A 23,541-nucleotide genomic window follows, 5' to 3' on the forward strand; every position below is an offset into this window, starting at 1 on the left:
TCGGACAGCCTTCAACTCCGCCCACGATACGCCATGATTGGAGGATCCGAAAGTCGGTTATGCGTGGCGGGCGTCCCGACGCGGGGTCATTCGGAAGTGTCCGAATTTGTTCGGCTGATGGCGTCTTTCATGGATGGACGCCTGCCTCCGTCGACGGGTCGTACGACTCCGATCGATCCTACACCCGCCCTCGCCGGAATCGCAAACCTTATTCCCAGGACGACCTTGCATCCAGGACGGGAAGCCCCACAATAGAGGTCGACGAAACGTCCTCTCCGGGTAAAAATCCTGTAAGACGGTGCGTGCTCCCGGGTACAATGCTCATGCATGCCCGCGACCGATCCGGCGACGCCGGGGTCGTGGGTGGCTGGCGCCCGTCGACGCTACGCGCCTTCGCGTCCCTTTCCCCTCCGAGGAGTCGATCCGATGCCAGAGACCGTCGTCCACTTCCAGATCCGGATGCCACCCGTCCTTCACGAGCAGCTCGCGAGCTGGGCCAAGGAAGACAAGGCCTCGCTCAACGCGTTGATCGTCGGCATCCTGGAAAAGGCGATCGAGCATCACGCCAAGACGCCGTCCGCCTGAACCGAGCCTCGACCCCCCGGGGCCGAAGACGCAGCGAAGTATGCTCATTTACACACGAGATTTCCTCGGAATTCTCGAGATTGCCCTTGAGTCGAGCCGTTCCAGCCGGTACTCTCCAGGGCGTATTCCCCGATAGCTCAATCGGTAGAGCGAGCGGCTGTTAACCGCTAGGTTCAAGGTTCGAGTCCTTGTCGGGGAGCTGAGGCGACCGACCGTCTCGGCTCCATCCCGCGAACGCCCCGGATTCCCGGGGCGTTTTCTTTGCGCTCGCCCGGTTTTCAGCCCAGCGAGGCCAAGATGATCATCGAGCGGCCTCGTACGGTGTAGGCCGACATGACCGCGACGTCGGGTCCCGCGTCGAGGTCGACGACGTCGTCGGGCGAGGCGAGCGCCGTGTCGACCACGCGCCGCCAGCGGCGACCGGAAGGTGAGGACGGAATCCTGAACTCGAGGTCTTGGTCGTCGGAGTTCAGCGCGACGTAGAAGTCGCGGTCGACGTACCCGGGTCGGTCGCAGCGGCGGCCGTCGAGGGCGAAGGCGAGGGCCCGACTCGTCGCCGAGAAGTCGGGCCGCACGGGTTGGACGCCGTGCCAGAGAATGTCGGGGCTGCCCGCCGCCGTCGTCCCGACGAAGAAGGTGCGGCGACGGAAGACCGGATGCGCCTTGCGGAGGGCGATCAGCTTCCGAACGAAGCGGTGGAAGTCGCGATGAGACGCTGCGAAGGTCCAGTCGACCCAGCTCACCTCGTTGTCCTGGCACCAGGCGTTGTTGTTCCCCTGCTGGGTCCTCAGGATCTCGTCGCCCCCCAGGATCATGGGGACGCCTTGCGAGATCAGCAGGGTGGCCATCAGGTTGCGGACCTGACGCATCCGGAGGGCGACGATGCGGGGGTCGTCGGTCGGACCTTCCACGCCGCAGTTCCAGCTGAAATTGGCGTCGTTGCCGTCGCGGTTCCCCTCGCCGTTGGCCTCGTTGTGCTTATGGTCGTAAGAGACGAGGTCGTGAAGGGTGAAGCCGTCGTGGCACGAGATGAAGTTGATCGAGTGCAGAGGGCCTCGGCCGGCGTAGAGGTCCTCGCTGCCGCAGATACGGGTCGCCAGCTCGGCCGTCAGGCCCGGTTCGCCTCGCCAGAAGCGCCGGACGTCGTCGCGGTAGCGGCCGTTCCAGTCGGACCAGCGTCCGCCGCCGGGGAACGTCCCGACCTGATAGAGCCCACCCGCATCCCAGGGCTCGGCGATGAGCTTGGTGCCGTAGAGCAGCGAGTCCTCGGATATGCGATTGATGGCGGGCGGATTGACCAGCACGTTGCCCCGCCGATCTCGTCCCAGCACCGAGGCCAGGTCGAAACGGAAGCCGTCGACGCCGGCCTCGGCGACCCAGTTCCGGAGGCAGGAGAGGAGGAAATTGCGGACGACCGGATGGTCGGTGTTGAGGCTGTTCCCGCAGCCCGAGAAGTTCAGATAGCGCCCCTTCTCGTCGAGGATGTAATACAGGGCGTTGTCGAAGCCCCGGAAACTGTAGGTCGGCCCGTCGTCGCCCGATTCGGCCGTGTGGTTGAAGACGATGTCGAGGATCACTTCGATCCCGCGCTCGTGGAAGGCGTCGACCATCGCGCCGAACTCGTCCCACGGCTCGGCCCGCCCCGAATTGACGGCGTACGTCGCCTTCGGTGCGGAGAAGGCGATGGTGTTGTATCCCCAGAGGTTGAGCAGTCGCTCGCCGGTCAGCGGGTTGACGTACGCGCAGTCGGTCTCGTCGAACTCGTCGACGGGGAGCAACTCGACGGCCGTCACCCCCAGGTCGTGGAGGTACTCGATCTTCTCCGCCAGGCCGGCGAACGTGCCGGGGTGGAGGACGCCGGAGCTTTCGTGGACGGTATAGCTGCGGACGTGAAGTTCGTAGATGATCGTCTCTTCGAGCGGGGTGTTCGGGCCCACGACCGGCATGTGCTCGGTCATCGCCTCGTTCACGAGGCTGCGTCGAGGATTCGGCGAACGCTCCCCCCACGGGCCCCGGGCCGACACGGCGCGGGCGTACGGGTCGAGCAGGATCACGCCGGGATCGAACCGCAGCCCATTCTCGCGCGGCCCGTCGACGCGGTAGCCGTAGCAGAACTCTTCAGGCAGGCCGTCGATGCGGACGTGCCAGTGATCCCCCGTGCGGTTGAGCCGGGGATCGAGCGCGATCTCGGTTTCGAACCCGATGGTCTGGGGATCTCCCAGCACGAGCCACGCGGCCGTGGCGTGGCGGCAGACGACCGCGAAGTTGACGCCGCCCAGCTCGGCGACGGCTCCCAGGGGCAGGGGGCGTCCCCGTTTCACCGTCAGGACGCAGTCCCGAAACACGTATTCCGCTTCATCGGTTTGGACCGAGGGTTCGCTGGGAATCGCCGTGATCCTGTGATGGGGGCAGGGACTTCGACGGGGGGCCATCCCCACCCAAAAAAAAGCCGAACCACCCCTTCCGACCATGTGTCGGAGAGATCGTTCGGCGGAGCGGAGCCTGTCGAGAGAAGCTGAGGGTCTAACCCGCGTCGAGGCGGCGGAGGCCCGCTGAGGGCCTCGACGCCGCGGCGATTCAACGCTCGTTCGCGGTGCGGTCGGCGGCCCGACCGTTGCGGGAGGAGTTGGCGTAGGCGGCGGTCAGGGCCCCCAGCAACGCGGCGCGACGGCCGGCGCGGGCGGACTTGCCCCCCCGGCGGACCCGGGCGACGGCGCCCGCCCACTCGAAACCCGTCTGTGCGGCCGGCTTCTTACAATTCTCGTCGCTCATCGAAAGACACTCCCGAAAGCAGATACGCCGACCGGAACTTCCGGACGACGCTCCACCACTCCCTTGGACCGCGAAGAATCCCGATCCTTCGCGGCATCGCCATACCTGGCAGGACGCCCTAGCGGTGCATCGTCCGCCGGTCATCGGTCGCAAGCAAGCCCGTGGAGGGGACAAGGCCCCCGCGATGGCGTCGCTCCAGGCTGGCTGGATCGCACGAATCCAGGCGTTCTAGCCCGGCGCTCGCGAACCCTAACACAATCGGACGCATCCGGCTATTTCTTCAGCCGGCGATTTCGCGACGAGCCGCAACGGCCCTCCGACGTCGACCCCCGAAGGCAGATAGGCCCGAACGTCCCCGTCGTCCCAGAAATCTATCAGTCGCCCACACGTCCGTCCAGCAAAAACGGCCGCCGCGGGCGATTTCGTATCGGTTTTGTCAAGGCAATCGAACCAACACTTCTCGATCATTTAGATCAGGAATTGCCCTGCCAATTTCCAGATCCCGCAGATGACGCCTTCGGGCAGGGGCAAGGCGTCGATTTCGCCCGGCGGCTTGAGCGATCCGCTCAACTGTTGGGCGATCATCATCATCGTGCTGCAGCCGTTGAAGAGCCCGTGGACGACCATGGCTGTCAGAAGGCTCCCGGTCTTCTGATAAACCGCCCCGAGCACGATCGAGAAGAAGAAGAGCGGGATCGGCGTGGGCCATTGCTGGATGTGGAGGGCCGCGAACGGCAGCGAGGCCGCGACGACTGCAGGCCAGCACACCTGGTTTGCGGCGGTCTCGGCGGAGGCGACGGAGGGATCAAGCGACTCGGTCGCTTGATCGGGAAATGCTTCCCTCGTCGTTTCGAACGAGGGCGGAGGAGTGAGATTCGCCGGTCGAGGCCGCGCGCCTGCGGCGCGGCGATTCGCCGCCGTCAGCCATCCCTGGAGGATTCCGCGGAAGAACGTTTCTTCGACCAAGGGCGCCAACACGACGGTGGACAGGATCGCGAATAGGGCCATGGTTGCGTCGAAATGGTCCGTCAGCATCTTCTGAACGGGGTGAGGCTCGGACTCGTAGACTCGCAAGGCGAGAAACTGGATCAAATAGATAGCCGGGGTGGCCACGAGCGCGGCGACGACGCCGGTCCCGATCTGAGACGTCCAGCGCTTCGTCGTCAGCCCCAGGACGACGACCGTCGAACCCGAGACCTTGCGGAAGGTCCAGGGGAGGAGGGCCAGGAACACGAGGTTGATCGCGGCGTTCAGGATCAGCGTGTCGCGGGCTACGCGCGCGATACGCCGCGCCTTGGTTTCCGCCTCGGCGGCCTTCTGCGCCGGAGAACCTTGATCCTTCCCTGACAAACCGAGAACGTCCTCCCTGTCGGAGAGCTGTTCGATCTTGATCCCGAGTAGGGCGCGGCCGACGTCGACGGTGATGCTGCTCGAGCCGACGTACAGGCACATCACGAACAGGATGGTCCCGACGCCCCAAGTCGCGGGGGCGAGGCGAAAGAATGCTTCCTTCGGAAAGAGGCGCTTGCCGCGCACGGCTCGCACGAGCATCCAGATCCAGGCGGCGACCATCCCGAAAGCCAGGGCTTCGATCAGCAGCGAGACGGCGTGAAGCAGAAACTCCTGGACCTGGACGGACGTCATGGGACCTCGCAGCTAGGGGCGACCACGTCGTGCTCGATTCCGATCGATCGATCGTAGCAGCCCCCCCCGCCGCCGGCCACCTTGAGAAGTGGGGGGCCGGTCTCTAGAATCGGCGGATCGCCCGCCTCGCCGGGCCGACGGCCGCCCGCGCGGCGAACTCTCAGGAGCCGGACGAAACGATGCTGGACGTGCAAGGCCAACTGGAAATCCTTCGCCGCGGGGTCGAACAGATCGTCCCCGAGGGCGAGTTCCTCAAAAAGCTCGAACGCTCGGTCCGCGAGAATCGCCCCCTGCGCGTCAAGTACGGCATCGATCCCACGGGCATCGACGTCCACCTCGGCCACACGGTCCCGCTCCGCAAGCTGCGCCAGTTCCAGGACCTCGGGCACACCGCCGTCATCATCATCGGCAACTACACCGCGCTCGTCGGCGATCCTTCGGGTCGCGACGAGACCCGCTCGACGCTGACGAAGGAGCAGGTCGCCGAGAACGCCCGCGACTACCTCAAGCAGGTCGGCCGGATCATCGACCTGGAGAAGGCCGAGGTCCACCAGAACGGCGACTGGTTCGGCAAGTGGGAGTTCCTCGACGTCCTCGACCTGATGCGGCGCATGACCCTCGGCCAGATCTCGGCCCGCGAGGACTTCGCCAAGCGGATCGCCGCCGAGAAGCCCGTCTATCTCCACGAATGCCTCTATCCCCTGATGCAGGGTTGGGATTCGGTGGAGATCAACGCCGACGTCGAGCTGGGGGGCACTGAGCAGCTCTTCAGCCTGATGGTCGCACGCCAACTCCAGCCCGTCCGGGGCCAGGACCCGCAGGTCGCCATGACGATGCCGATCCTGGTGGGCACCGACGGCGTGCGAAGGATGGGCAAGAGCCTGGGGAATTACATCGGCGTGGCCGATTCGGCTGAAAACCAGTTCGGCAAGGTGATGAGCATCCCCGACGAGCCGATGGCCCAATATTTCACCCTGCTGACCGACATCCCCGCGGCCCGCATCGAGGAATGGCTGGCGCCCGGGAGCAACCCGAGGGACGCCAAGGAGGCGCTCGGCAAGTACGTCGTCGCGCAGTACCACGGCCAGGTGGCCGCCGACCAGGCGGCCGCGGCGTTCCGGCGGCGCTCGTCGGGCGAAGATCCCGACGAGATCCCGATCGCCTACCTCTCGGCCGACAAGCTCGACGCCGAAGGCCGCATCGCAGCCCCGAGCTTGATCAAGGAATTGGGACTCGAGTCGAGCACGTCCAACGCCCGTCGCGTGATCGAAGGGGGGGGCTTCAACGTCGGCCCCCACCGCGAGCCGGTGAGCGACCCGCGGGCCATGATCTACGTCAGCGACGGGCTCGTCGTCCGCGTCGGCAAGCGGAAGATCGCCGAGATCCGCCTCGTCTGACGCCGACGACGCCTCGAACGGACTCCAGCAACAGGTGGACGGCATGGCCGAACATGGGATCGGGATTATCGGTTGCGGGATGATCGCGGAATATCACACCCGTGCGATCAACGAGATCGACGGGGCCCGCGTCGTCGCCGCTTACAGCCGCACGCGCATGAATGCCGAGAAAGTCGCCGGGCTCGCCGGCCACGACTGCCGAATCTACGACGACCTGGGCGCCATGCTCCGGCAGCCAGATCTCGATGTCGTCTGCGTCTGCACCCCCAGCGGGGCCCACATGGAGCCCGCCGTGCAGGCGGCGAGGGCGGGCAAACACGTCATCGTCGAGAAGCCGCTCGAGGTCGACCTGGCCCGATGCGACGTGATCATCAAGAGTTGCGACGACGCGGGCGTCCGTCTTTGCGCGATCTTCCCTTCGCGCTTCTCGCCGGCCAACCGCCGGCTCAAGGAGGCCGTCGACGCGGGCCGATTCGGCCGGCTGACCCTGGGCGACTCGCATGTCAAATGGTGGCGCACCCAGGAATATTACGATTCCGGCGGCTGGCGCGGCACCTGGCGGCTCGACGGCGGCGGCGCCCTGATGAATCAGGCGATCCACAACGTGGACCTGCTCTCGTGGTTGATGGGCGACGTCGACTCGGTCGTGGCCCACACCGCGATGCTGACCCATCTCCGGATCGAAGTCGAAGATACGGCCGTCGCCAGCGTCCGCTTCCGCAACGGGGCCCTGGGCACGATCCAGGCGGCCACGAGCGCCTATCCCGGGCTGTCCAAGCGGATCGAGATCCACGGCGACCGCGGCTCGGCCCGCGTCGAGCAGGACGACCTCACGTTGTGGGACTTCCAGGAGAAGATCCCCAGCGACAACATCATCCTCGCGGCGATCGCCGGCCGCTCTGGCGTGAACTCGGGCGCGAGCGACCCGCGGGGGATCGCGCACGTCGGCCACCGCGACCAGATCGCCGACTTCCTCGCGGCGATCGACGAGGATCGGCCGCCGTTCGTCGACGGTCGCGAGGGCCGGAGGTCGGTCGAGATCATCCGGGCGATCTACCGCTCGGCCCGCGAGGGGAAGGCCGTCCCGCTCCCGCTCGTCGATGATCCGTCCGCCTCCTGACCGGCCTCGGCGAGCCTTGACGGGCTAGGGGTTCCCGGAGATACTCCGCGGAGACCTCGCGCCGCTGGTCAAGGAGCGACCGCACATGGCCCGGAAGAAGATCAAACGCCCCTGGTTGGACTACCTCGTCTACGTCGTCGTCCGGATCCTGGTCTTCACGGTCCAGTCGATGTCCATCGCCCAGTCCTACGCCCTGGCGCGGGGCCTGGCCTGGCTGATGTACAGCGTCGACAGGCGGCATCGCGAGGTGGGCCTGGAAAACCTCCGCCAGGCCTACGGCGACGGCATGACCGAGGCCGAGCGCGACGCCGTGGTTCGGGGCGTCTACCGCCACTTCTGCATGATGCTGATGGAGATCTTCCACACGCCGAAGCGGATCCGGCTCGACAACTATCGCCAGTTCATCAAGCTCGCCGGCCACGGGCCGATCCTCGACCGGATGCTCGACGGCGAGCCCATGATCCTGCTGACCGGCCATTACGGCAACTGGGAGATCGCCGGCTACCTTTTCGGCTTGTTCGGCTTCCCGACGTGGTCGGTGGCGCGGACGCTCGACAATCCCTACCTCGAACGCTACCTCCGCTCGTTCCGGGAGAGCACCGGGCAGCAGATGATCCCCAAGGCGGGCGGCTACGACCAGATCGTGGAGGTCCTGGAGACGAACCGGACCCTGTCCATGCTGGCCGACCAGGACGCCGGCCCGCGCGGGCTGTTCGTCGACTTCTTCGGCCGCCCGGCGTCGACCCACAAGGCCATCGCCCTGCTGGCGATCGAGCACAACGCGCCGGTGGTCGTAGGTGTGGCTCGGCGGGTCGGACCGGGGTTCCGTTACGAGATGCGGTGCTCCCAGATCATCGAGCCGGGAGAGTTCACCGGCGGGGCCGACGACGCCCGGCTCCTCACCCAGCGCTACACAAGCGCGCTCGAAGAGCTGATCCGGCAGGACCCGACGCAATACCTCTGGCTCCACCGCCGCTGGAAGCACCAGCCCGCCCCGCGCAAGAAGGCCTCGCGACCGGAAACGGCCCGGACCGAGGTCGCCGCCGGCTGAGCCTCGCCCTCACTTCTCGAACATCTGCTCGACCGGGACGATCCGAACCTTGACGTCGCGGAGCGGGAAGACCTCGATCTCCCTGTCCTGGGCGAGCACGTCGGCGGACGTCCCCTGGGTGTCGTAGACGATCGGCGAGGGCTTGGCGGCGATCAGCAGTCCGCGCAATTCCTCGGCGTTGCCGGCGACGATCGCGACCTTCAGGCCGCTCGGCTTCAAATGCTTGCGCACCGCCGCGTTGACCTGATCGACGGTGAGCCGCGGCAACCGATCGGCCAGCTCGGCCACGAGGTTCTTGCGATCGTATAAGCGCCCCTCGATCTCGTAGCCGAGCCGCCGCGAGAGCGTCTGCACCCAGAGCTTGCTGTAATTCAGCAAGAATGAACGGGTCGCCTCGAACTCCTCGGCGGTCATCCCTTTCTCGACGAGTCGGTCCAGTTCCCAGAGCGCCGCGCGGAGGGCGAAGACGGCCTTGTCGGTCGGGACGGGTCGGACCCAGATCGAGAAATACTGCTGGGACCGATGGTTGTTGGGGATCGGGAACGTCGACTGGCCTTCCTGTATGAAGTCCTCGATGTACGAATAGTCGCCGTAATTGAGCCCTCGTTGACCGCGAAGGTCTTGCATGAGCCGGCCGTTGAACGTCCGATGCTCGCCCAGGAAGGAATTCGCCACGGCCAGCGCATAGAAGTCGTCGTCGGATCGGGTGAGCGTTATCGGGAACCCGATCGAGATCGCCGTCGCATCCGCCGGCTTGGCGACGATGGTTACGTCCAGCCCCGCGTTCGGGGCGACCGGCGGCGGCGCGACCGACTTGACTTCCGAGACTCGAGCCAACGGCGTGAGGCCGGCCTCGACCAGCCCGACTGTCCCCGGATCGGCGGCGCCCGCCAGGCCCAGCCAGAGGGCCTCTCGGGTGTAGTGGCGACGGTGAAAATCCTTCACGTCATCGAGCGTGATCGCCTTGAGCCCCGCCACGAGGCCGGTGTCGGGACGTCCGTAGGGATGACCCTCGTAGAGGCTGGTCTGAAGCGTCCACTTGCCGAGCGCCTCGTCGTTATTGCCGCGCAAGGTCTTGGTCAGGTGGTCGAGCGCCTCGTCCCGAAGACGCTCGAAGTCCTCGGTCGCGAACCGGGGCGAGGCGATCATCTCCGTCGCCAGCGGGATGAAGACTCCGAGGTTGTCGCGATGGACGGAGCCCGAAAAGACGGAGACTTCCTTCAGGCAATTACCGTCGAGGGCGGCGGCGATCGGGAAGAAGCGGTCGAGCACCTGCTCGTATTTCAGGGTCTTCGTGCCGCCCTGCGCGACCATGGCCGCAGTGAGCGCCGCGAGCCCTTCCTTGCCCTTGGGATCGTCCTGGGAGCCGACTCGGAACACCAGCCGTAGTGAAACGAGCGGCCCGCTCGTGGGCACGAGCACGACCTGGGCGTCGGGGGACTCAGCGGCGCACGTCGTCGCGACGAGGACCATTGCGAGCAGAGCCGCAGCGGCCGGGCGGCGGGGGAGTGCCGTGGTCATTTCGTCTCCTTCGTTTCCAGAGTGACGGCCGTCTCGTGAGTCGCCGCGAAGTACCTCGCCGCGACGCGTTGGAGGTCGGCGGGCGTCAGCCTGTCGTAGGCGGCGTAGAGTTCGTTGACCGCCTCGGGCCTCCCGGTCATGGCAATGGATTCGCCGACGGCCCGTGCCACGGCGTCGGCGCTGTCGAGCTCGGCGGCGAAGGCGTAGCGGAGGTGCGACTGGATGGACTTGAGTCGATCCTCGGCGATCGGCATTACGGCGGCGTCCGCCAGGGCCTTGCGGATCCGCTCGCCGATCTCAGGCATGAACTCGACCTTGCGGCCGCGGGCGAGGACCGTGAACAGGTGGGGGTCGCGGTGAGGATCGGCGAACGCGCTCAGGGTTTCGGCCTTCTGCTCATCGAGCACCAGGGCGCGATAAAGCGGGCTCGTCTCGCCGAAGACCGCTTCTTGCAGGGCCCGCAGGGCGGGGACGTCGGGATCGGCCGGATCGGCGGCCGGGGCGTGATAGGCGAGGGCCAGGGTTGGCAAGGTGGGCAAGGGCCAGGTCAGGGCCGCCTTCCGGGGCTCCGCCTGCGCCGGCTCCTTGGGGATGTCCACGGTTTTCCCGCCCCGGGCCCAGGTCCCGTAGTGCGACTTCGCCAGTCCCAGGAGGGCGTCGTGGTCGACCTGACCGGCCACCACGATCGTGCAATTCTCGGGGCGGTACCAGCGATCGAAGAACACCTTGCTGTAAGCGTACTGGTTGGGCATGTCCTTGACGTCGGCCAGGAAACCGATCGTCGTGTGCTTGTATGTGTGCGTCGTGAAGGCCGTGTCGGCGATGGCCTCCTCCAGCTTCAGGAACGGCGAGGACGCGCTCTTGTTGTACTCTCCCAGGACGGCCCGGGCCTCCTTCTGGAAGGCCGGCTCGTCGTATTTCAGGTTCCGGAACCGGTCCGCCTCGATCTCGACGGCCTTCGCCAGGGCCGACGCCGGGATCGTCATGTGGTAGCACGTCCAGTCGTCCGTCGTGAAGGCGTTGGAGTCGGCCCCGAGCGCCTTCAAGGCGTCGTTGTACGCCTCCTGCGAATACTTCTCGGTCCCCCGGAACATCATATGTTCGAAGAAATGCGCGAAACCGGACAGGCCCTTCTCGACCTCGTTCCGCGATCCGGTGCGGACGACCGTGTAGTACGCGATGATGCCGGGGGAGTCGAAGGGGACGGTGACGATCCCCAGGCCGTTGTCGAGCGTCGACTTGCGGATCGGATACGGGAGGATCGGTGGACGATCGGCGTCGTCCGCTGCCGCCGCGGGGAGGCACCCGGCAGCCGCGATCAGGCAGAGGAAGCGGCGTTTCATCAAGGGACCAACTCCTGCGAAGGGCGGCCGCACGAGGGCGGACGGCGGGTCAACGTGAATCGAAAGTGCGCTCGGGGCCGTCGGCTCCGAGGCGGACCTGGAAGGTCTTCCCGTCAGGGGCGACGGCGACCCGAATGTAACGACCCCCGGCTGGATCCGTGTTGGCGATCAAGGCGGCGTCCGTGTTGTCCGCGTCGCCTGTTTGGGCGTTGCGGTGGAGTTGGTAGGCCGCGCGGATCGAGGGCAGGGCCTTGATGCGGCGGACCGTCTCGGCCGATCCCCCCTTTCGGGGCCCGTTGTCCATGATCGCCACGGTCGGCGCGATCGTGCTCAGGAGGGTCGGGTGGTTCGAGATATCCATCCCGTGGTGGGTGACCTGGAAGAGGTCCACCTGGCCCACGAGGTCGACGGGGCAAGCGAGTTGCTTCTCGACGTTCCAGGTCAGGTCGCCGCAATCGAGGAAGTCGAACGCGCCGAGGCGGAATTTCAGGACGACGCTCTTGGCGTTGTCGGAGCCGTCGGTGGGATGGTCGGCGGGGGCCGAACTGCACTCGATGTTGGCGGCTGAGCCGGCGGGTGCCGGGATCACCTTGCCCGACGCCGCAAGGACGATCGCCGATACGCCGCCGCGGAGGGGAAGGGCGTCGCCCGCCTTGAGGGCCTGCCGCTTACCCTTCGAAGCCGCCCGATAGGCGATCCCGAGGGCGTCTTCGGGCTTGGGGCCGTCCGGGAAATCCTGGCCGACCGTACCGTCCTCGGGAAGCCCGCGATCCCAGAATCGGCCGATCGGCACCCGCTTCGCCAGTCCGGCCACCCCGCCGAAATGGTCGATGTGCCAGTGCGTCGTGACGAGGTGATCGATCTGGCTCGATCCGGAGTCCTTGAGGGCCTGCAGGATGCGCTCAGGATCGCGGTCCGCTTGCCCCGGCCAGCCGGAGTCGATGAGGACCGTTTCTCGCTCGGGCGTCACCACCAGGGTCGCCGCACCGCCCAGGACGTCGACGAAATAGATCTGCAATCCCGCCGCGGGAGCTGCACCCCCGGCCTGGGCCACGGCTCGCCCTGACCCAAGATACGAGCCGGTCAGGCCGGCGATGAGGAATACACCCAACTTCCAATCGCCGCGTCGACGTCGCGTGGTCATCGTCGTCCCTCCCTCGAACTCTTCCGAAAGCCGCGAAATCGCGACCTCTGGTCGACCGTCGATCGTGGTCAGGTCGGGATGCGAACGCAAGCGTCCAGGCGGCGGAAACCTCCGCTCGAATCGAGTGTTTTCGCCAGCACGCATGCTGAGAAGCCACGCAGGAGTCATGACGCCGTTGACGCAAAAAGTCCTCATGGCGTTGATCTGCGTCACGGCCGTCGGGTATTAACCTCAGGCCGCGACCTTCAAGGGCAGCGTCACCTTGAAAATTTGCAAACCGTATAAACGAAACGCGGAGCATCACTTAGAGTGGGCCGTCACCGACCGAACGACGGAATGGGATCTCCTCGATGGGCACGACGATTTATGGTGGATCCGGGCCGTCGTGCACGACATGGAGGATTCGGTCGCAAAGCCTGTCGTCGAAGTTACGCTTCCGCGGTTTCTTTGTTTGGCGGGACGCGGAACACGAACAAGGGTCGGGATCGCCCCGACCGATATGCGACGGGTCATCACGAGAGCCGGCTTTACTCATGGCGCGGGAGTGGATCGGGATCATGAAAGGCATCACAATCCTGACGATTACGAAGGATTCGGACTGGCTCATCCGTATGCGGCCTGCGTTGCACGCCGCGGGTCGCGGACGCCTCGTCGTGGCCGAGTCGATCGCGGAAGCTGAACGGCTGCTGGCCTACGCGAAGCCCCGCCTGATCGTCGTCGACTGGAAGCGGTCGCAGTGCTCTTCCGACGACGTCGCGCCCCTTCTGTGGAAGAACTCGACGCAGGCGCGGCCCGCCTCGGTGATGATCCTCGCGCAGGATTATCAGGTCGAGGAGGCCACGGTCCTATATCAACTGGGCGTCGACGAGTACGTCAGCGACTCGGACCACCATGACGTCCTGGGCTCCGTGCTTAGCGCCCATTCCCCGGAGTCGTCTGCGATCGCCGGACATCATTGGAGATCGTCGACGACGACGTCGCCAGCCCTGACCGATGCGGGTGATGCGAGGTCGTCGTTCGAGCCGATCGGGACGGCGCGCTGAGCGTCGGAGGCCGCCGAGCCAACACTTGAACCCCCCTGGGGGCGGGTCGCGGAACCGGCGGCGATGGGGAGAGGCCTTCGCGGTCAGGGAGCGCCGGCGGCGGGGCTGCCGGCCGGCTTCGGGGCCGCGTCGACGGAGGTCGAGGGGCGATCGAGCCCCAACGGAGCCCGACCCGATTTCACGTCGTCCAGGCGCCGGCCGTATTTCTCGTAAAGCTCGGTATGGCGGCTCTCCGGGGCGACCGGCTTGCCGTCGATGAACAGCAGCAAGACTTCGGTCGTCGGCTGGAGGATGTGGCCGGCCGTGACGACGATGTTGGCCCGCTTGCCCGGTTCGAGCGATCCGAGTTGCTCGGCGAGCCCCAAGATCTGGGCCGGGTAGAGAGTCACCGCCTTGAGAGCCTCGTCTTCCGGGAGGCCGAAGGCGGAGGCCGTGGCCGCTTCGTAAGGAAGCAGTCGGCTGTTGCGCGGGGAAGACGCCCCGGGGGCCGACCGGATGGCGAACGCGATGCCGGCCGCGTGGAGCTTCGCCGGATTGGCGTAGGGAGCGTCGTACGGGTCGTACTCCCGGGCTGGGAAGTTCATCGTCCCAGCCACCAGCACGGGGAGGCCGGACTTCTTGATCGCGTCCGCGACCTTCCAGGCGTCGGCCGCGCCGGAGATCGCCGCCTTGAGCTTGAGATCCTTGGCGAGGGCCAGGGCGTCGAGGATCTCCGTGCGCTCGTCGGCGTGCAGCACGACGAGTTTCTCACCCTTGGCGTACGGCGCGAGGGCTGCCAGTCGGGGGTCGACCTTGGGCGCCGGCAGGTTCTTGGCGCGAGCCTCGACGGTCACCTCGTCATACCGCCTGGCCTTGAGGAATTGCTGCTTGAGGGCTTCGAGCTGCTCCTTGCGGCGGGCGTTGGGATCCGGGTTCTCGGGGAGGCCGGCTCCCGGTCCGCCGGGCCGGGACTGGGGCTGGGAACCGAGCGGGCGGTGGACGAACCGGGGGATGTTCACGGACAACGCCGCGGGGTCGACGAAGGCCAGCTCGCGCGGCACCCAGCCGTGGAAGTTGACCAGGGCCGATTGCCCCGAGATCGCGCCGCCGGATGGTTCGACGAGGCCCGCGAGCACGCCGTTGGCGCGCGTGACCGGGATGTGCTCGCTGTCGGCCCGGATCGCGGTCGCCGCGTGCAGCTCGGGCTGGAAGCGGCCGGAGTCGGCGAAGTCGAGGGTCTCGTTCAGGCTGGCGATCTCGGCGAGGCCGACGGTCGTGCCGGCGTCGATCAGGCCCGGCCAGACGTCGAGCCCCTTGACCTCGATGGCCTGGGCCTCGGCCGGCACGGGCGTTCCCGCGGGACCCACTGCGGCGATCTTGCCGCCGACGACCACTAGAACGCCGTTCTCGATCGCCGGCCCGCTCACCGGGTGGATCGTCGCGCCGAGGAGTGCGTAATCCTGCTTGGGCTGGGCGGTGAAGGTCAGGTCGCGGTTTCTGGCGGCTTCGCCCGGTTGCGGCATCTTCGTATGATCGCCGGGACGCGTCGCGGACTTTCCGTCGACGAGCGGTCGGCGCTGGAAGTAGACCTCGCCGTCGATCAGGGTCATCTCGCAACGCGACAGGGCGTCGAAGGGATGGCCGTTGAACAACGCGACGTCGCCGTCCTTGCCGACCTCGAGCGAGCCGAGTCGGTCCTCACGCCCGAGTTCGAGGGCGGGGTTGATCGTCACGAAGGCCAGGGCTTGCTCCTCGGTCGCGCCGCCGTACTTCACCATCTTCGCCGCCTCGTGGTAGAGGTGACGGATCAGCTCCTCGCTGTCGCTCTTGATGCTCACGGCGACGCCCGCGCGGGTCATCAGCATGGCGTTGAAGGGGATCGCGTCGAAGGCCTCGATCTTGTAGGCCCACCAGTCGGAGAAAGTCGAGGCGTGGGCGCCGTGGGCGGCGATCTCGGGCCCGACCTTGTAGCCTTCCAGAACGTGCTGCAGGGATTGGACCCGGACGCCGTAGCGCTCGGCCGTCCGCAGCAGCATGAGGATCTCGTCGGCCCGATAGCAGTGGCTGTTCACCTTGATCGAACCGTCGAGGATGCGTTCCAGGGCCTCGAGTCGGAAGTCCCGACGCGGGGCCGGGCCGGCCTTGTCGCCGGTGGCCGCGACCTTGTCGTTGTACGTCTTCCAGGCCTTCTTGTAGGCGAGCGCCTCCTCGAAGGCCCCGCTGATCACGGCCTCGACGCCCATCCGCGTGTTCGGGAACCGGCCCGTCGAACGGGTGACGTTCTCGCCGAGGGCGAACTTCACGCCCTGCGGGCCCTCGCGGATGATCAGGTCGCGGCCGGGGAGGCCGTACTTCAGCTTGATGACGGCGTCCTGGCCGCCGATGGTGTTGGCCGAGCCGTGGAGAACGCGGGCCGTGGTCGTGCCGCCGGCGAGCGCCCGATAGATCGAGACGTCGTCGCCGGTGACGACGTCCTTGACGCCGACGTCCGGTACGACGGACAGGCTGAATTCGTTGACGCTCCCCTGGACGGCGATGTGGGAGTGGGTGTCGATCGCCCCGGGGGCCGCGACCATCCCCTCGGCGTCGATCACCGGCACGCCCTCGGCCGCCGTGACGTCGGGTCCAATCGACTTGATCTTGCCCTTCTCGATGAGGATCGACCCCTTCGGGATCGTCCCCTTGGTCCCGGTGAGGATCACGACGTTCTTGATCAGGACGTCGCCGCCGGTCTTGATCTGCGGCTTCCGGTCGGCGTCCAGCTCGGTCGCGACGTCCACGAAGGGAGCGGGGGGCACTTCCTTCGCCTTCTCCTCCTTGGGCTTCTCGTCGGGCTTGGGTTTGTCGTCCTTCTTGTCGTCAGGCTTGGCCTTCTCCTCTTGGTTGGCATCAGGGGCGGGCTTGTCGTCCTTCGGCTCGTCATCTTTCTTCTCGTCGTCCCTCTTCTCCTCGGTCTTGGCCTCTTCGGGCTCTCCTTCGGGGCGGGGCCGTCCGCCCCGCGCGCCGGGACCGCGACGTCCGCCGGGGCGACCTTCGGCGGGCTGGTCGTCGGGCTTCATCTCATACTTGCGGCCGTCGACGAAGGCGTATTTGACCTTGGCCTTCTCGTCCTGGAACGGGGCGGAGTAGACGACGACGTGGGCGAGCTTACCGGGCTCCAGGGTGCCCAGCCGACGCTCCAGGCCGATGAGCCTGGCCGCGCCCAGGGTCAGTCCCTCGACGGCCTGCTCAGGAGTGAGTCCCTGGGCGATCAGGGCACGAAGCCTGGCCGGGACGTTCTCGATCTTGTCGATCCCTTCGGTCCCCAGCGCGAACGGGATGCCCTGTTTGGCGAGCAAGGCGGCCGTGGAGACCCGGGCTTTCCACCGTTCGAGATACTCGGCGTGGACCCGGAGCGGATCGTCGCGCTGGGCGTCGATCCGCTTGCGGTACTCCTCCTCGGTCGGGACCTTGGGCTCTTCCGGGAAGTCTAGTCGCAGGACGACGGCGACGTTCTCGGCCTTCAGACGGTCGACGACCTTGGAGGCCTCCCGGCCGCCCACGATGACGGCGGACGTGCCGAACTCCTTGGAGAGGTCGAGCGCCCGGTGAATTTCGTCGCGGGTCTCGGCCTGCCACCAGACCGGCAACTCCTTCGACCGAGCCTGGGCCAGGACGTCGAGAGCCGGGTCGTCCGCGACGGGTGCGCCGCCGTGGGCCTTCTCGTACGCCAGCAGCATCTGATGATGCTCGGCGTCGCTCATCGCTTGCCGCAGGTGGGCGACGGCTCCCATCAAGACCCGGGGATAGGGATTCTCGGCGGCCCCTTCGCGGGCTCCGAATCCGCGGCCGCCCCGGCCGCCGGGCGTGCCGGGCGTCGGCGGGCCCGCGCCGGCGGTCGGCTCCTGGGGCGGGGCGACCTGGATGTGGAGGGCGACGGGCGACCTGAGCAGGGCGTCGCGCCGGGGGAGGCCGCTGAGGCTCACCACGGCGCTGCGGCCCGTAGCGATCGCCCCGGACGGCGCGGTGAGCATGGCGGTGAAGCCCACGCGGCGACGGGGATCGGCGAGGCCGTCGTTCAGGTCGAGCGCGTCGGCGACCTGGAATTCCGGGGTCAGGCCCTTGCGGTTGTCGGCCGGCGTCGCGGCGAGCGTGGTCTCGGAAAGGTCGACCGGCCGGCCTCGACCGGTGGCCGAACGCTCGACGCCTGCCTTCTGCCCGGCCGACGTGAAGAGGTCGAGGAAGCCCGGATAGACCACCAGCCCCTTGCCGTCGATGACCTCGGCGTCGAACGGGACGGCGACCTCCGCCGCGGGGCCGGCCGCCTCGATCAGGCCGCCGCGCACGACCAGCACGCCGTCGTCCACGACCTTGCCGGGGGCGATGAACAGCTTGGCGCCTTTCACGGCGTAGGCGTTCGGGAATGCCAGGTCGTTGTCGTCCGCGGCCCGCATCGAGACCGGCGCCGCGAGCATGGCGGCGGCCAGCAGGGCCCGGAGGACGGTGATGTTCGACGGCGGAAGAGACCGCTGGGGCCTGGCGGACGGGCTGCTCATCGAGATCCTCGTCGAGTGACCGGGGAGCGACGTTTCCGTAGATCGAGATATCTTAGTCGACCGCGTCCGCCCGACGCCAACGTTTCCGGTCCGAGAGACAGCCCGAGACTCGGGGGCAGTGAGTTGTTCGATAGGCGTCGGCGCGGCAGACTGAGTTCCGGATCGCATCACCGCGAGGACACGCGTCGGGGCCGCGTCCCGACGCCGTCGAGCCCTAATCCAGGAGCATCCGCCGCCATGAGACGTTCGATCGGATTTCTCGCCGTCGTCCTCGTCGGGGCGTCGTCCCTCCCGCCGGCCCGGGCGCAAACCCCGGCCGAATGGGCGCAGTCGGCGGCGTATGTCGCCTCGCTCCAGAACAAGGACGGCGGATTCGGGCCCGCGCCCGGACAGCCTTCGTCCCTGGGCTCGACAAGCGGCGCGGTGCGCACCCTCCGCTATCTCGGCGGGTCGATTCCCGACGTCCTGACCTGCATCAAATACGTGAAGTCTTGCCAGGCCGACGGCGGGTTCGCCCCCACGCCCGGCGGCAAGGCGGATTCGCTGACGACCTCGACCGGCCTGATGGCCGCCGCCGAATTGAAGATCGTCGATCGGGCCATGGTCGACGGCGCGGTGGCTTTCTTCCACGAGAACGCCAAGGAAGACGAGCAGGTCCGCATGGCGGTCGCCGGCATGGAGGCCGTCGACGGTCGATCGCCCGACCTTCAGCGCTGGGTCGAGCAGATCTCGAAGCTCGGCAAGCCCGACGGCACGTTCGCCGAAGGACCCGGCCAGGCCTTCGCCGCAGGGACCGTAGCCGCCACGGTCCTCCGTTCGGGCGGGAGCCTCCTCAATCGCGAGGCGGCCGTCACGGCGATCAAGGCGGGCCAGCACGCCGACGGCGGCTGGTCCCGGGACGGCGGCCCGTCCGACCTCGGCAGCTCGTATCGCGTCATGAGGGCCCTCTTCCTTCTGAAGGAGAAGCCCGACCTCGACCGCCTGCGGGCCTTCATCGCCCGCTGCCGGAAATCGGACGGCACCTTTTCGAACACGCCCGACGGTCAAGGCAACGCAGGCGGGATCTACTCGGCCTCGATCATGACCTACTGGTCGCGGAAGCTCGACGGCGAGCCGGCGCTCGTCGAGACGGCCGGTTTCGTCCCACTGTTCAACGGCCGCGACCTCACGGGCTGGGAAGGTGATACCTCCGTATGGTCGGTCCACGACGGCATGATCGTCGGGAAGTCGCAGAAGCTCGATCACAACGTCTTCCTGGCGACTAAGGAGCCCTACCGCGATTTCGTGCTTTCGCTGACCTTCCGCGTCGTCGATGGCAAGGGCAACAGCGGGGTGCAGTTGCGGAGCGTCCGCGTCCCCGGGACCGAGATGTCGGGGTATCAGGCCGACATCGGCGAAGGCTACTGGGCCAGCCTCTATGACGAATCGCGCCGCAATAAGACGCTCGTACCGGGCTCGGCCGAGGCCCTCGCCAAGCTCAACAAGTCCGACTGGAACCATTACATGATCCGCGCCTTCGGCGACCGGATCACCATCTATCTCAACGGCGTGACGGCCGTCGATTACAAGGAAACCGACCCGGCGATCGCCCGCGACGGCCTCATCGCCTTGCAGGTCCATGCGGGCGATGCGATGGAGGTCCAGTTCAAGGACGTGATGATCCAGCGCGTGCCGTCGCCCGACGCCTCCGTCGACCCCAAGGCCGCCGGCTTCCACCTCCGCAGCGTCACTACCGACCAGGGCGAGTACAAATACACGATCTACGTCCCCGAAGGCTATGACGAATCCAAGACTTATCCGGCCATCCTCTTCCTGCACGGGGCCGGCGAGCGGGGCGACGACGGCGTGATCTCGTCCCAGGTGGGACTTGGCCCCGCGATCGTCCAACGAGGCGGGATCCCGGCCATCGTGGTGTTCCCCCAGGCTCGCAAGACCTGGCAGGCCGACTCCGACGACGCCAAGGCTGCGCTCAAAGCCCTGGACGAGGTCTCGAAGGCGTACCGCGTCGATCCCAAGCGCGTCGTCCTGACGGGACTCTCGATGGGCGGGATGGGGACGTGGAACATCGCCGCGCAGCATCCCGAGAAGTTCGCCGCGATCGCCCCCATCTGCGGACCCGGGCGGCCCGAGGACGTCACCCATTTCCTATCGCTGCCGATCCGCGGCTTCGTGGGCGACGCCGACTCGCCTCGCCTCCACCTCGGGATGCGTACGCTGATCGAGGCCCTACAGAGCGCGGGCGCCCATCCCGAGTACACCGAATATCGGGCGGTGGGACATAACAGCTGGGACCGGGCTTACAACGACCCGGAGACGATCGACTGGATGCTCTCCCAGAAGCGTCCCTGAGCGCAAATCGACCTCTCACGGCGGGCCGCGACGTCAGGGATTGACCTCGCGGCCCGACCAGCGACCGCGTGGATCGGCCTCGTACTTCCAGCGGTGCTGGGGGTCGCCCTGAAGCTCCAGGTGGTCGACCTCCGTCGCGGTCAGGATCATCAGGCAGAACGTCTCGACGGGATGCGAGGCGTCCGGCGGGACCGAGGGGAAGGGGGAGTCGTGGTCGCGCGGCTCTCCCGGGGCGGGCCAGGTGAAGCTCAGCCGGGTCGCGTCGCTAAGTCCGCCCCACACGTCGCCCCGGGCCTCGCGGAGGCCCGCGTCCGGGGTGCAGTCGTCGACCAGGCTCAGCAGGCCGGCGAGTCGAAACTGCTCACGCGTCTCGGGAAAATACCAGCAGATCTCCCCGTACGGATTGTTCTCGATCTCGCCGCGTTTGGAAGACCGGACGTCGGTCGTGAAGACCAGCCGGCGGGCGTCGTCGAGGAAGCCCCGGAAGACGACCGTCCGGATTGATGGCCGGCTGTCGGGGCGGACCGTCGCCAGTTGCACCAGGCGCATCTGGTAATGATGCCGGTTGCGGTGCAGGGCCAGGTCGAGCGAGGGTCTCCAGAGTTCGGCGGGCATGAGTCCACCCCGCGTTCCCGGGGAATCGGTCGGGTCGCGCCCGTCCTGGGCCATCACACCGGGGACCACCCCTCGGCCAAATTGGCGTTCGCGGCCGAGCCGGTGGCCGCCTTCAGGGCGTCCTGCACGACGGTCTCCAGGACGTTGATGTATTCCAGGAACCGCCGCCGGCCGCCTTCCGTCACCCGGCAAAGCGTTTGCGGCCGCTTCTTGTGGAAGCCCTTCCAGATCTCGACGAAGCCGGCCTCGTGGAGGATCTGGAGGTGCCGGCTGAGGTTGCCGTCGGTGAGCTGGCAGAGGTCCTTCAGGTCGCCGAAGACCAGGCCCCGCGAGTGCGTCACCAGCGACGTCATGATGCCCAGCCGCGCCTTCTCGTGGAAGATCCGCTCCAGCCCGTCGTAGGCGAAGCGGCCCGTCGGCTCGGCGGATTTGGGATCAGGCTGCGTCATCGTCGCGCTCCAGGGTGCGGTAGAGCAGTGCGGCGGCCAGGAACTGTCCGACCCCGAAGGGGACCCCCATCGCCAGCGGGCTGAGCGCCCACTCGCCCTGGGCCGTCGCCAGCGTGGTCAACCCCGTGACCGCGTAGAACACGGCGACCGCCGACATCGGCCTGGGGAGCAGCCGCGACGTGGCGAAGATCCCCAGGCTGTAGAAGACCTGCCAGAGTCCTGGCAAAATCCAGACCAACGCCGGCGCCGACCGCGCGATCACCAACGTCGTCAGGCCGCCCGCGGCCAGGCAGGGGAAGAACTGCTCCATCGCCAGCGCCGTCTGCTCACGCGTGAGCGAGGAGCCGGCGTTTCGGGCCCGGATGACCATCTCCATCACCGCCGAGGCGCCGCTCACCACCGCCGAGCCGATCCACAACGTCAAATAGGCCGGGCACTGCTGCATCGGGTCGGCGATCGCCAACGCCTGCACGGTGGCCGCCGTCAGCGCCACCGCGCCCGAAAACGCCGCGGGCACCGCCCGGTAGCCGCGGAACACCTCGGACCGCGCCATCTGGGTGCGGATCTCGGTGATCTGGACCAAGGCTTCCTTGAGTTCCATGCGGCCCCTTCGCGGCTCGACGCTGTTGGGAGTCTCGATTTCGATCCGCCGTCGCAATCGCTGCGACTTTGCAGAGTAAAGCCTTGGCCGTGCCGCGCCAAGGCGTGGCGAAGAAATCGCGGCGCGTCACCGGTGCTCGGGAGACGCGCCGCGATGGGTCGACTCACCCTGAGATCACTTGCCGGAGCCGAGGTTCTCGAAGAGGTAGAGCCCGCTCTTGCCGGGACAGACGAGGTCGACGTCGCCGTCGCGGTCGATGTCGATCGCCGTGACCTGGAGGCCGGTGCCTGCGGTGCCCGCGGGGAAGTCGCGGAGCGCCAGGCGGTCGGCGCCCTTCTCGGGAGCGTTCTTCGCCGGCTGGCCCTGGAAGACGACGTGCTTGTTCCACTTCGAGGACTTGGGATCGAACTTGTACCAGGCGACCAGCGAGCCGTCGGTCGCGCCCGGCTCGATCTCGTGGGCGTAGACCCGCTTGCCCGAGATCAGCTCGTCGGCCTTGCCGTCGCCGTCGACGTCGGCCCAAAGCTGAGTGTGGACGGAGGCGACGGTCTCGTCGATCGGGGCCTTCGTCCAGACGGATTTGCCGTCGACGCCCTTGGACTGCTTCGCCCAATACAGCCCGAAGTCGTGGCCCATGCCGTAGACCAAATCGGACAGGCCGTCGCCGTCGACGTCCTTGGCGGTGATCTGAATGCCGGTCGTGCCGAGTTCCCAGTCGGGGTGCCAGGCCCACGTTTCGCGGGAGGCGTCGGCGGGGGCCTCGAACCAGCCCTTGGGGGTGAGCAGGTCGACCCGGCCGTCGCCGTTGACGTCGCCCGAGCCGACGCCGTGCCCGGCGGCCGCCGTGCCGAAGTCGTGCTTCTTGAACTCGACGCCCTTGCCGTCGGCCTTCTTGGCGACCTCATACCAGACCACGACGTTGGTCGAATTCGGCAGGATGTCGGGGACGCCGTCGCCCGAGAGGTCGACCGCCGCGGCGGCCTCGCTGGTGCCCGGCGTGTCGATGGGGTGGTGGGCCCACTTGCCGCCCCCCTTGCCGGGATTTTCGAGCCACGCGACGTCCTTGCCGAAGTACGAAGCCGTCACCACGTCGATGTCGCCGTCGCCGTCGGCGTCGATCGGCAGGGTGGCGAAGTCGTTGTAGTACGTCCCCACGCGATCCACGGGGCGGACCGGGTGCGGCTTCCAATCCGGGGCCTGGTACCACGTGTCGCCCGAGACGACGTCGAGCTTGCCGTCGCCGTCGACGTCGAGGACGCCGGCCGCCTCGAACTCGCTCTTGCCGTTGATCGTGTGCTGCTTCCACTTGGGCTCGCCGGCCGAGGCCGACGACGCCAGCCACGACGCCCCCGCGGCGAAGGCGGCGGCGATCATCATCCGTTTCATGGCATTC

17 protein-coding genes and 1 tRNA gene are annotated in these 23,541 nt (G+C 67.3%); 7 read left to right on the forward strand and 11 right to left on the reverse strand.

All coding sequences use genetic code 11. The annotated features are described in order from the left end of the window. The first annotated feature begins 426 nt into the window (after positions 1–426). Positions 427–585 (forward strand): type II toxin-antitoxin system antitoxin, encoded by a 159-nt coding sequence (locus PZE19_RS05015; RefSeq protein ID WP_277859476.1) that lies wholly within the window; start codon positions 427–429, stop codon positions 583–585. 126 nt (positions 586–711) lie between these two features. After that, positions 712–784: transfer RNA gene (locus PZE19_RS05020), tRNA-Asn, on the forward strand. A 79-nt stretch (positions 785–863) separates the two neighbouring features. Here PZE19_RS05020 and glgX read toward each other — a convergent pair. The 3 genes from glgX to PZE19_RS05035 form a co-directional block, all read right to left on the reverse strand. Continuing rightward, positions 864–2,930, reverse strand: coding sequence for a glycogen debranching protein GlgX (gene glgX / locus PZE19_RS05025; protein ID WP_277859477.1), 2,067 nt, complete (start codon positions 2,928–2,930; stop codon positions 864–866). A gap of 232 nt (positions 2,931–3,162) precedes the next feature. Next, positions 3,163–3,357, reverse strand: coding sequence for a hypothetical protein (locus tag PZE19_RS05030; protein WP_277859478.1), 195 nt, complete (start codon positions 3,355–3,357; stop codon positions 3,163–3,165). 468 nt (positions 3,358–3,825) lie between these two features. Next, entirely contained in the window at positions 3,826–4,929 is a 1,104-nt protein-coding gene (locus tag PZE19_RS05035) for a CPBP family intramembrane glutamic endopeptidase (RefSeq protein WP_277859479.1), read from the reverse strand. 251 nt (positions 4,930–5,180) lie between these two features. Between PZE19_RS05035 and tyrS the strand changes: the two genes are divergently transcribed. From tyrS to PZE19_RS05050, 3 genes are all read left to right on the forward strand, one after another. Further along, the gene (tyrS, locus tag PZE19_RS05040) at positions 5,181–6,398 is read left to right on the forward strand and encodes a tyrosine--tRNA ligase (RefSeq protein WP_277859480.1); all 1,218 of its coding nucleotides are present in this window, start codon (positions 5,181–5,183) and stop codon (positions 6,396–6,398) included. A gap of 43 nt (positions 6,399–6,441) precedes the next feature. Next, positions 6,442–7,518, forward strand: a complete 1,077-nt coding sequence (locus PZE19_RS05045) for a Gfo/Idh/MocA family protein (protein WP_277859481.1) — start codon at positions 6,442–6,444, stop codon at positions 7,516–7,518. Positions 7,519–7,603: 85 nt separating this feature from the next. Then, positions 7,604–8,569: a lysophospholipid acyltransferase family protein gene (locus PZE19_RS05050; protein ID WP_277859482.1), complete on the forward strand. Its 966-nt coding sequence runs from the start codon at positions 7,604–7,606 to the stop codon at positions 8,567–8,569. 9 nt (positions 8,570–8,578) lie between these two features. On the opposite strand, the gene PZE19_RS05055 is transcribed toward PZE19_RS05050, so the two are convergent. From PZE19_RS05055 to PZE19_RS05065, 3 genes are read right to left on the reverse strand one after another with little or no spacing between them, the layout of a single operon-like run. Next, positions 8,579–10,090: a M16 family metallopeptidase gene (locus tag PZE19_RS05055; RefSeq protein WP_277859483.1), complete on the reverse strand. Its 1,512-nt coding sequence runs from the start codon at positions 10,088–10,090 to the stop codon at positions 8,579–8,581. Further along, positions 10,087–11,433, reverse strand: coding sequence for a M16 family metallopeptidase (locus tag PZE19_RS05060; RefSeq protein WP_277859484.1), 1,347 nt, complete (start codon positions 11,431–11,433; stop codon positions 10,087–10,089). The genes PZE19_RS05055 and PZE19_RS05060 overlap by 4 nt, the downstream gene beginning before the upstream one ends. 49 nt (positions 11,434–11,482) lie before the next feature. Next, entirely contained in the window at positions 11,483–12,577 is a 1,095-nt protein-coding gene (locus PZE19_RS05065) for a ComEC/Rec2 family competence protein (protein WP_277859485.1), read from the reverse strand. Positions 12,578–13,134: 557 nt separating this feature from the next. On the opposite strand from PZE19_RS05065, the gene PZE19_RS05070 reads away from it, so the two are divergent. Beyond that, positions 13,135–13,620 carry a response regulator gene (locus PZE19_RS05070; protein WP_277859486.1) on the forward strand — a complete coding sequence of 162 codons (486 nt, stop codon included), beginning with the start codon at positions 13,135–13,137 and terminating at the stop codon, positions 13,618–13,620. An 83-nt stretch (positions 13,621–13,703) separates the two neighbouring features. On the opposite strand, the gene PZE19_RS05075 is transcribed toward PZE19_RS05070, so the two are convergent. After that, the gene (locus tag PZE19_RS05075; RefSeq protein WP_277859487.1) at positions 13,704–18,134 is read right to left on the reverse strand and encodes an amidohydrolase family protein; all 4,431 of its coding nucleotides are present in this window, start codon (positions 18,132–18,134) and stop codon (positions 13,704–13,706) included. 237 nt (positions 18,135–18,371) lie between these two features. Here PZE19_RS05075 and PZE19_RS05080 point away from each other — a divergent pair, with 237 nt between their 5' ends. Then, complete coding sequence (locus PZE19_RS05080; RefSeq protein WP_277859488.1) at positions 18,372–20,483, forward strand: 3-keto-alpha-glucoside-1,2-lyase-like domain-containing protein; 2,112 nt, start codon at positions 18,372–18,374, stop codon at positions 20,481–20,483. 33 nt (positions 20,484–20,516) lie between these two features. Here the strand turns inward: PZE19_RS05080 and PZE19_RS05085 are convergent, their stop codons facing one another. The 4 genes from PZE19_RS05085 to PZE19_RS05100 all read right to left on the reverse strand — a co-directional run bounded on the left by PZE19_RS05085 (position 20,517) and on the right by PZE19_RS05100 (position 23,534). Beyond that, positions 20,517–21,098, reverse strand: coding sequence for an Npun_F5749 family FMN-dependent PPOX-type flavoprotein (locus tag PZE19_RS05085; protein WP_277859489.1), 582 nt, complete (start codon positions 21,096–21,098; stop codon positions 20,517–20,519). Between the two features lie 53 nt (positions 21,099–21,151). Further along, positions 21,152–21,547, reverse strand: coding sequence for a transcriptional regulator (locus PZE19_RS05090; RefSeq protein WP_277859490.1), 396 nt, complete (start codon positions 21,545–21,547; stop codon positions 21,152–21,154). Further along, positions 21,534–22,148, reverse strand: a complete 615-nt coding sequence (locus tag PZE19_RS05095) for a hypothetical protein (RefSeq protein WP_277859491.1) — start codon at positions 22,146–22,148, stop codon at positions 21,534–21,536. Before PZE19_RS05095 ends, PZE19_RS05090 begins: the two co-directional genes overlap by 14 nt. Positions 22,149–22,322: 174 nt before the next feature. Further along, positions 22,323–23,534: an FG-GAP repeat domain-containing protein gene (locus PZE19_RS05100; RefSeq protein ID WP_277859492.1), complete on the reverse strand. Its 1,212-nt coding sequence runs from the start codon at positions 23,532–23,534 to the stop codon at positions 22,323–22,325. Between the last annotated feature and the right edge of the window lie 7 nt (positions 23,535–23,541).

Origin of the sequence: Paludisphaera mucosa, from assembly GCF_029589435.1 — a bacterium.
GTDB lineage: Bacteria > Planctomycetota > Planctomycetia > Isosphaerales > Isosphaeraceae > Paludisphaera > Paludisphaera mucosa.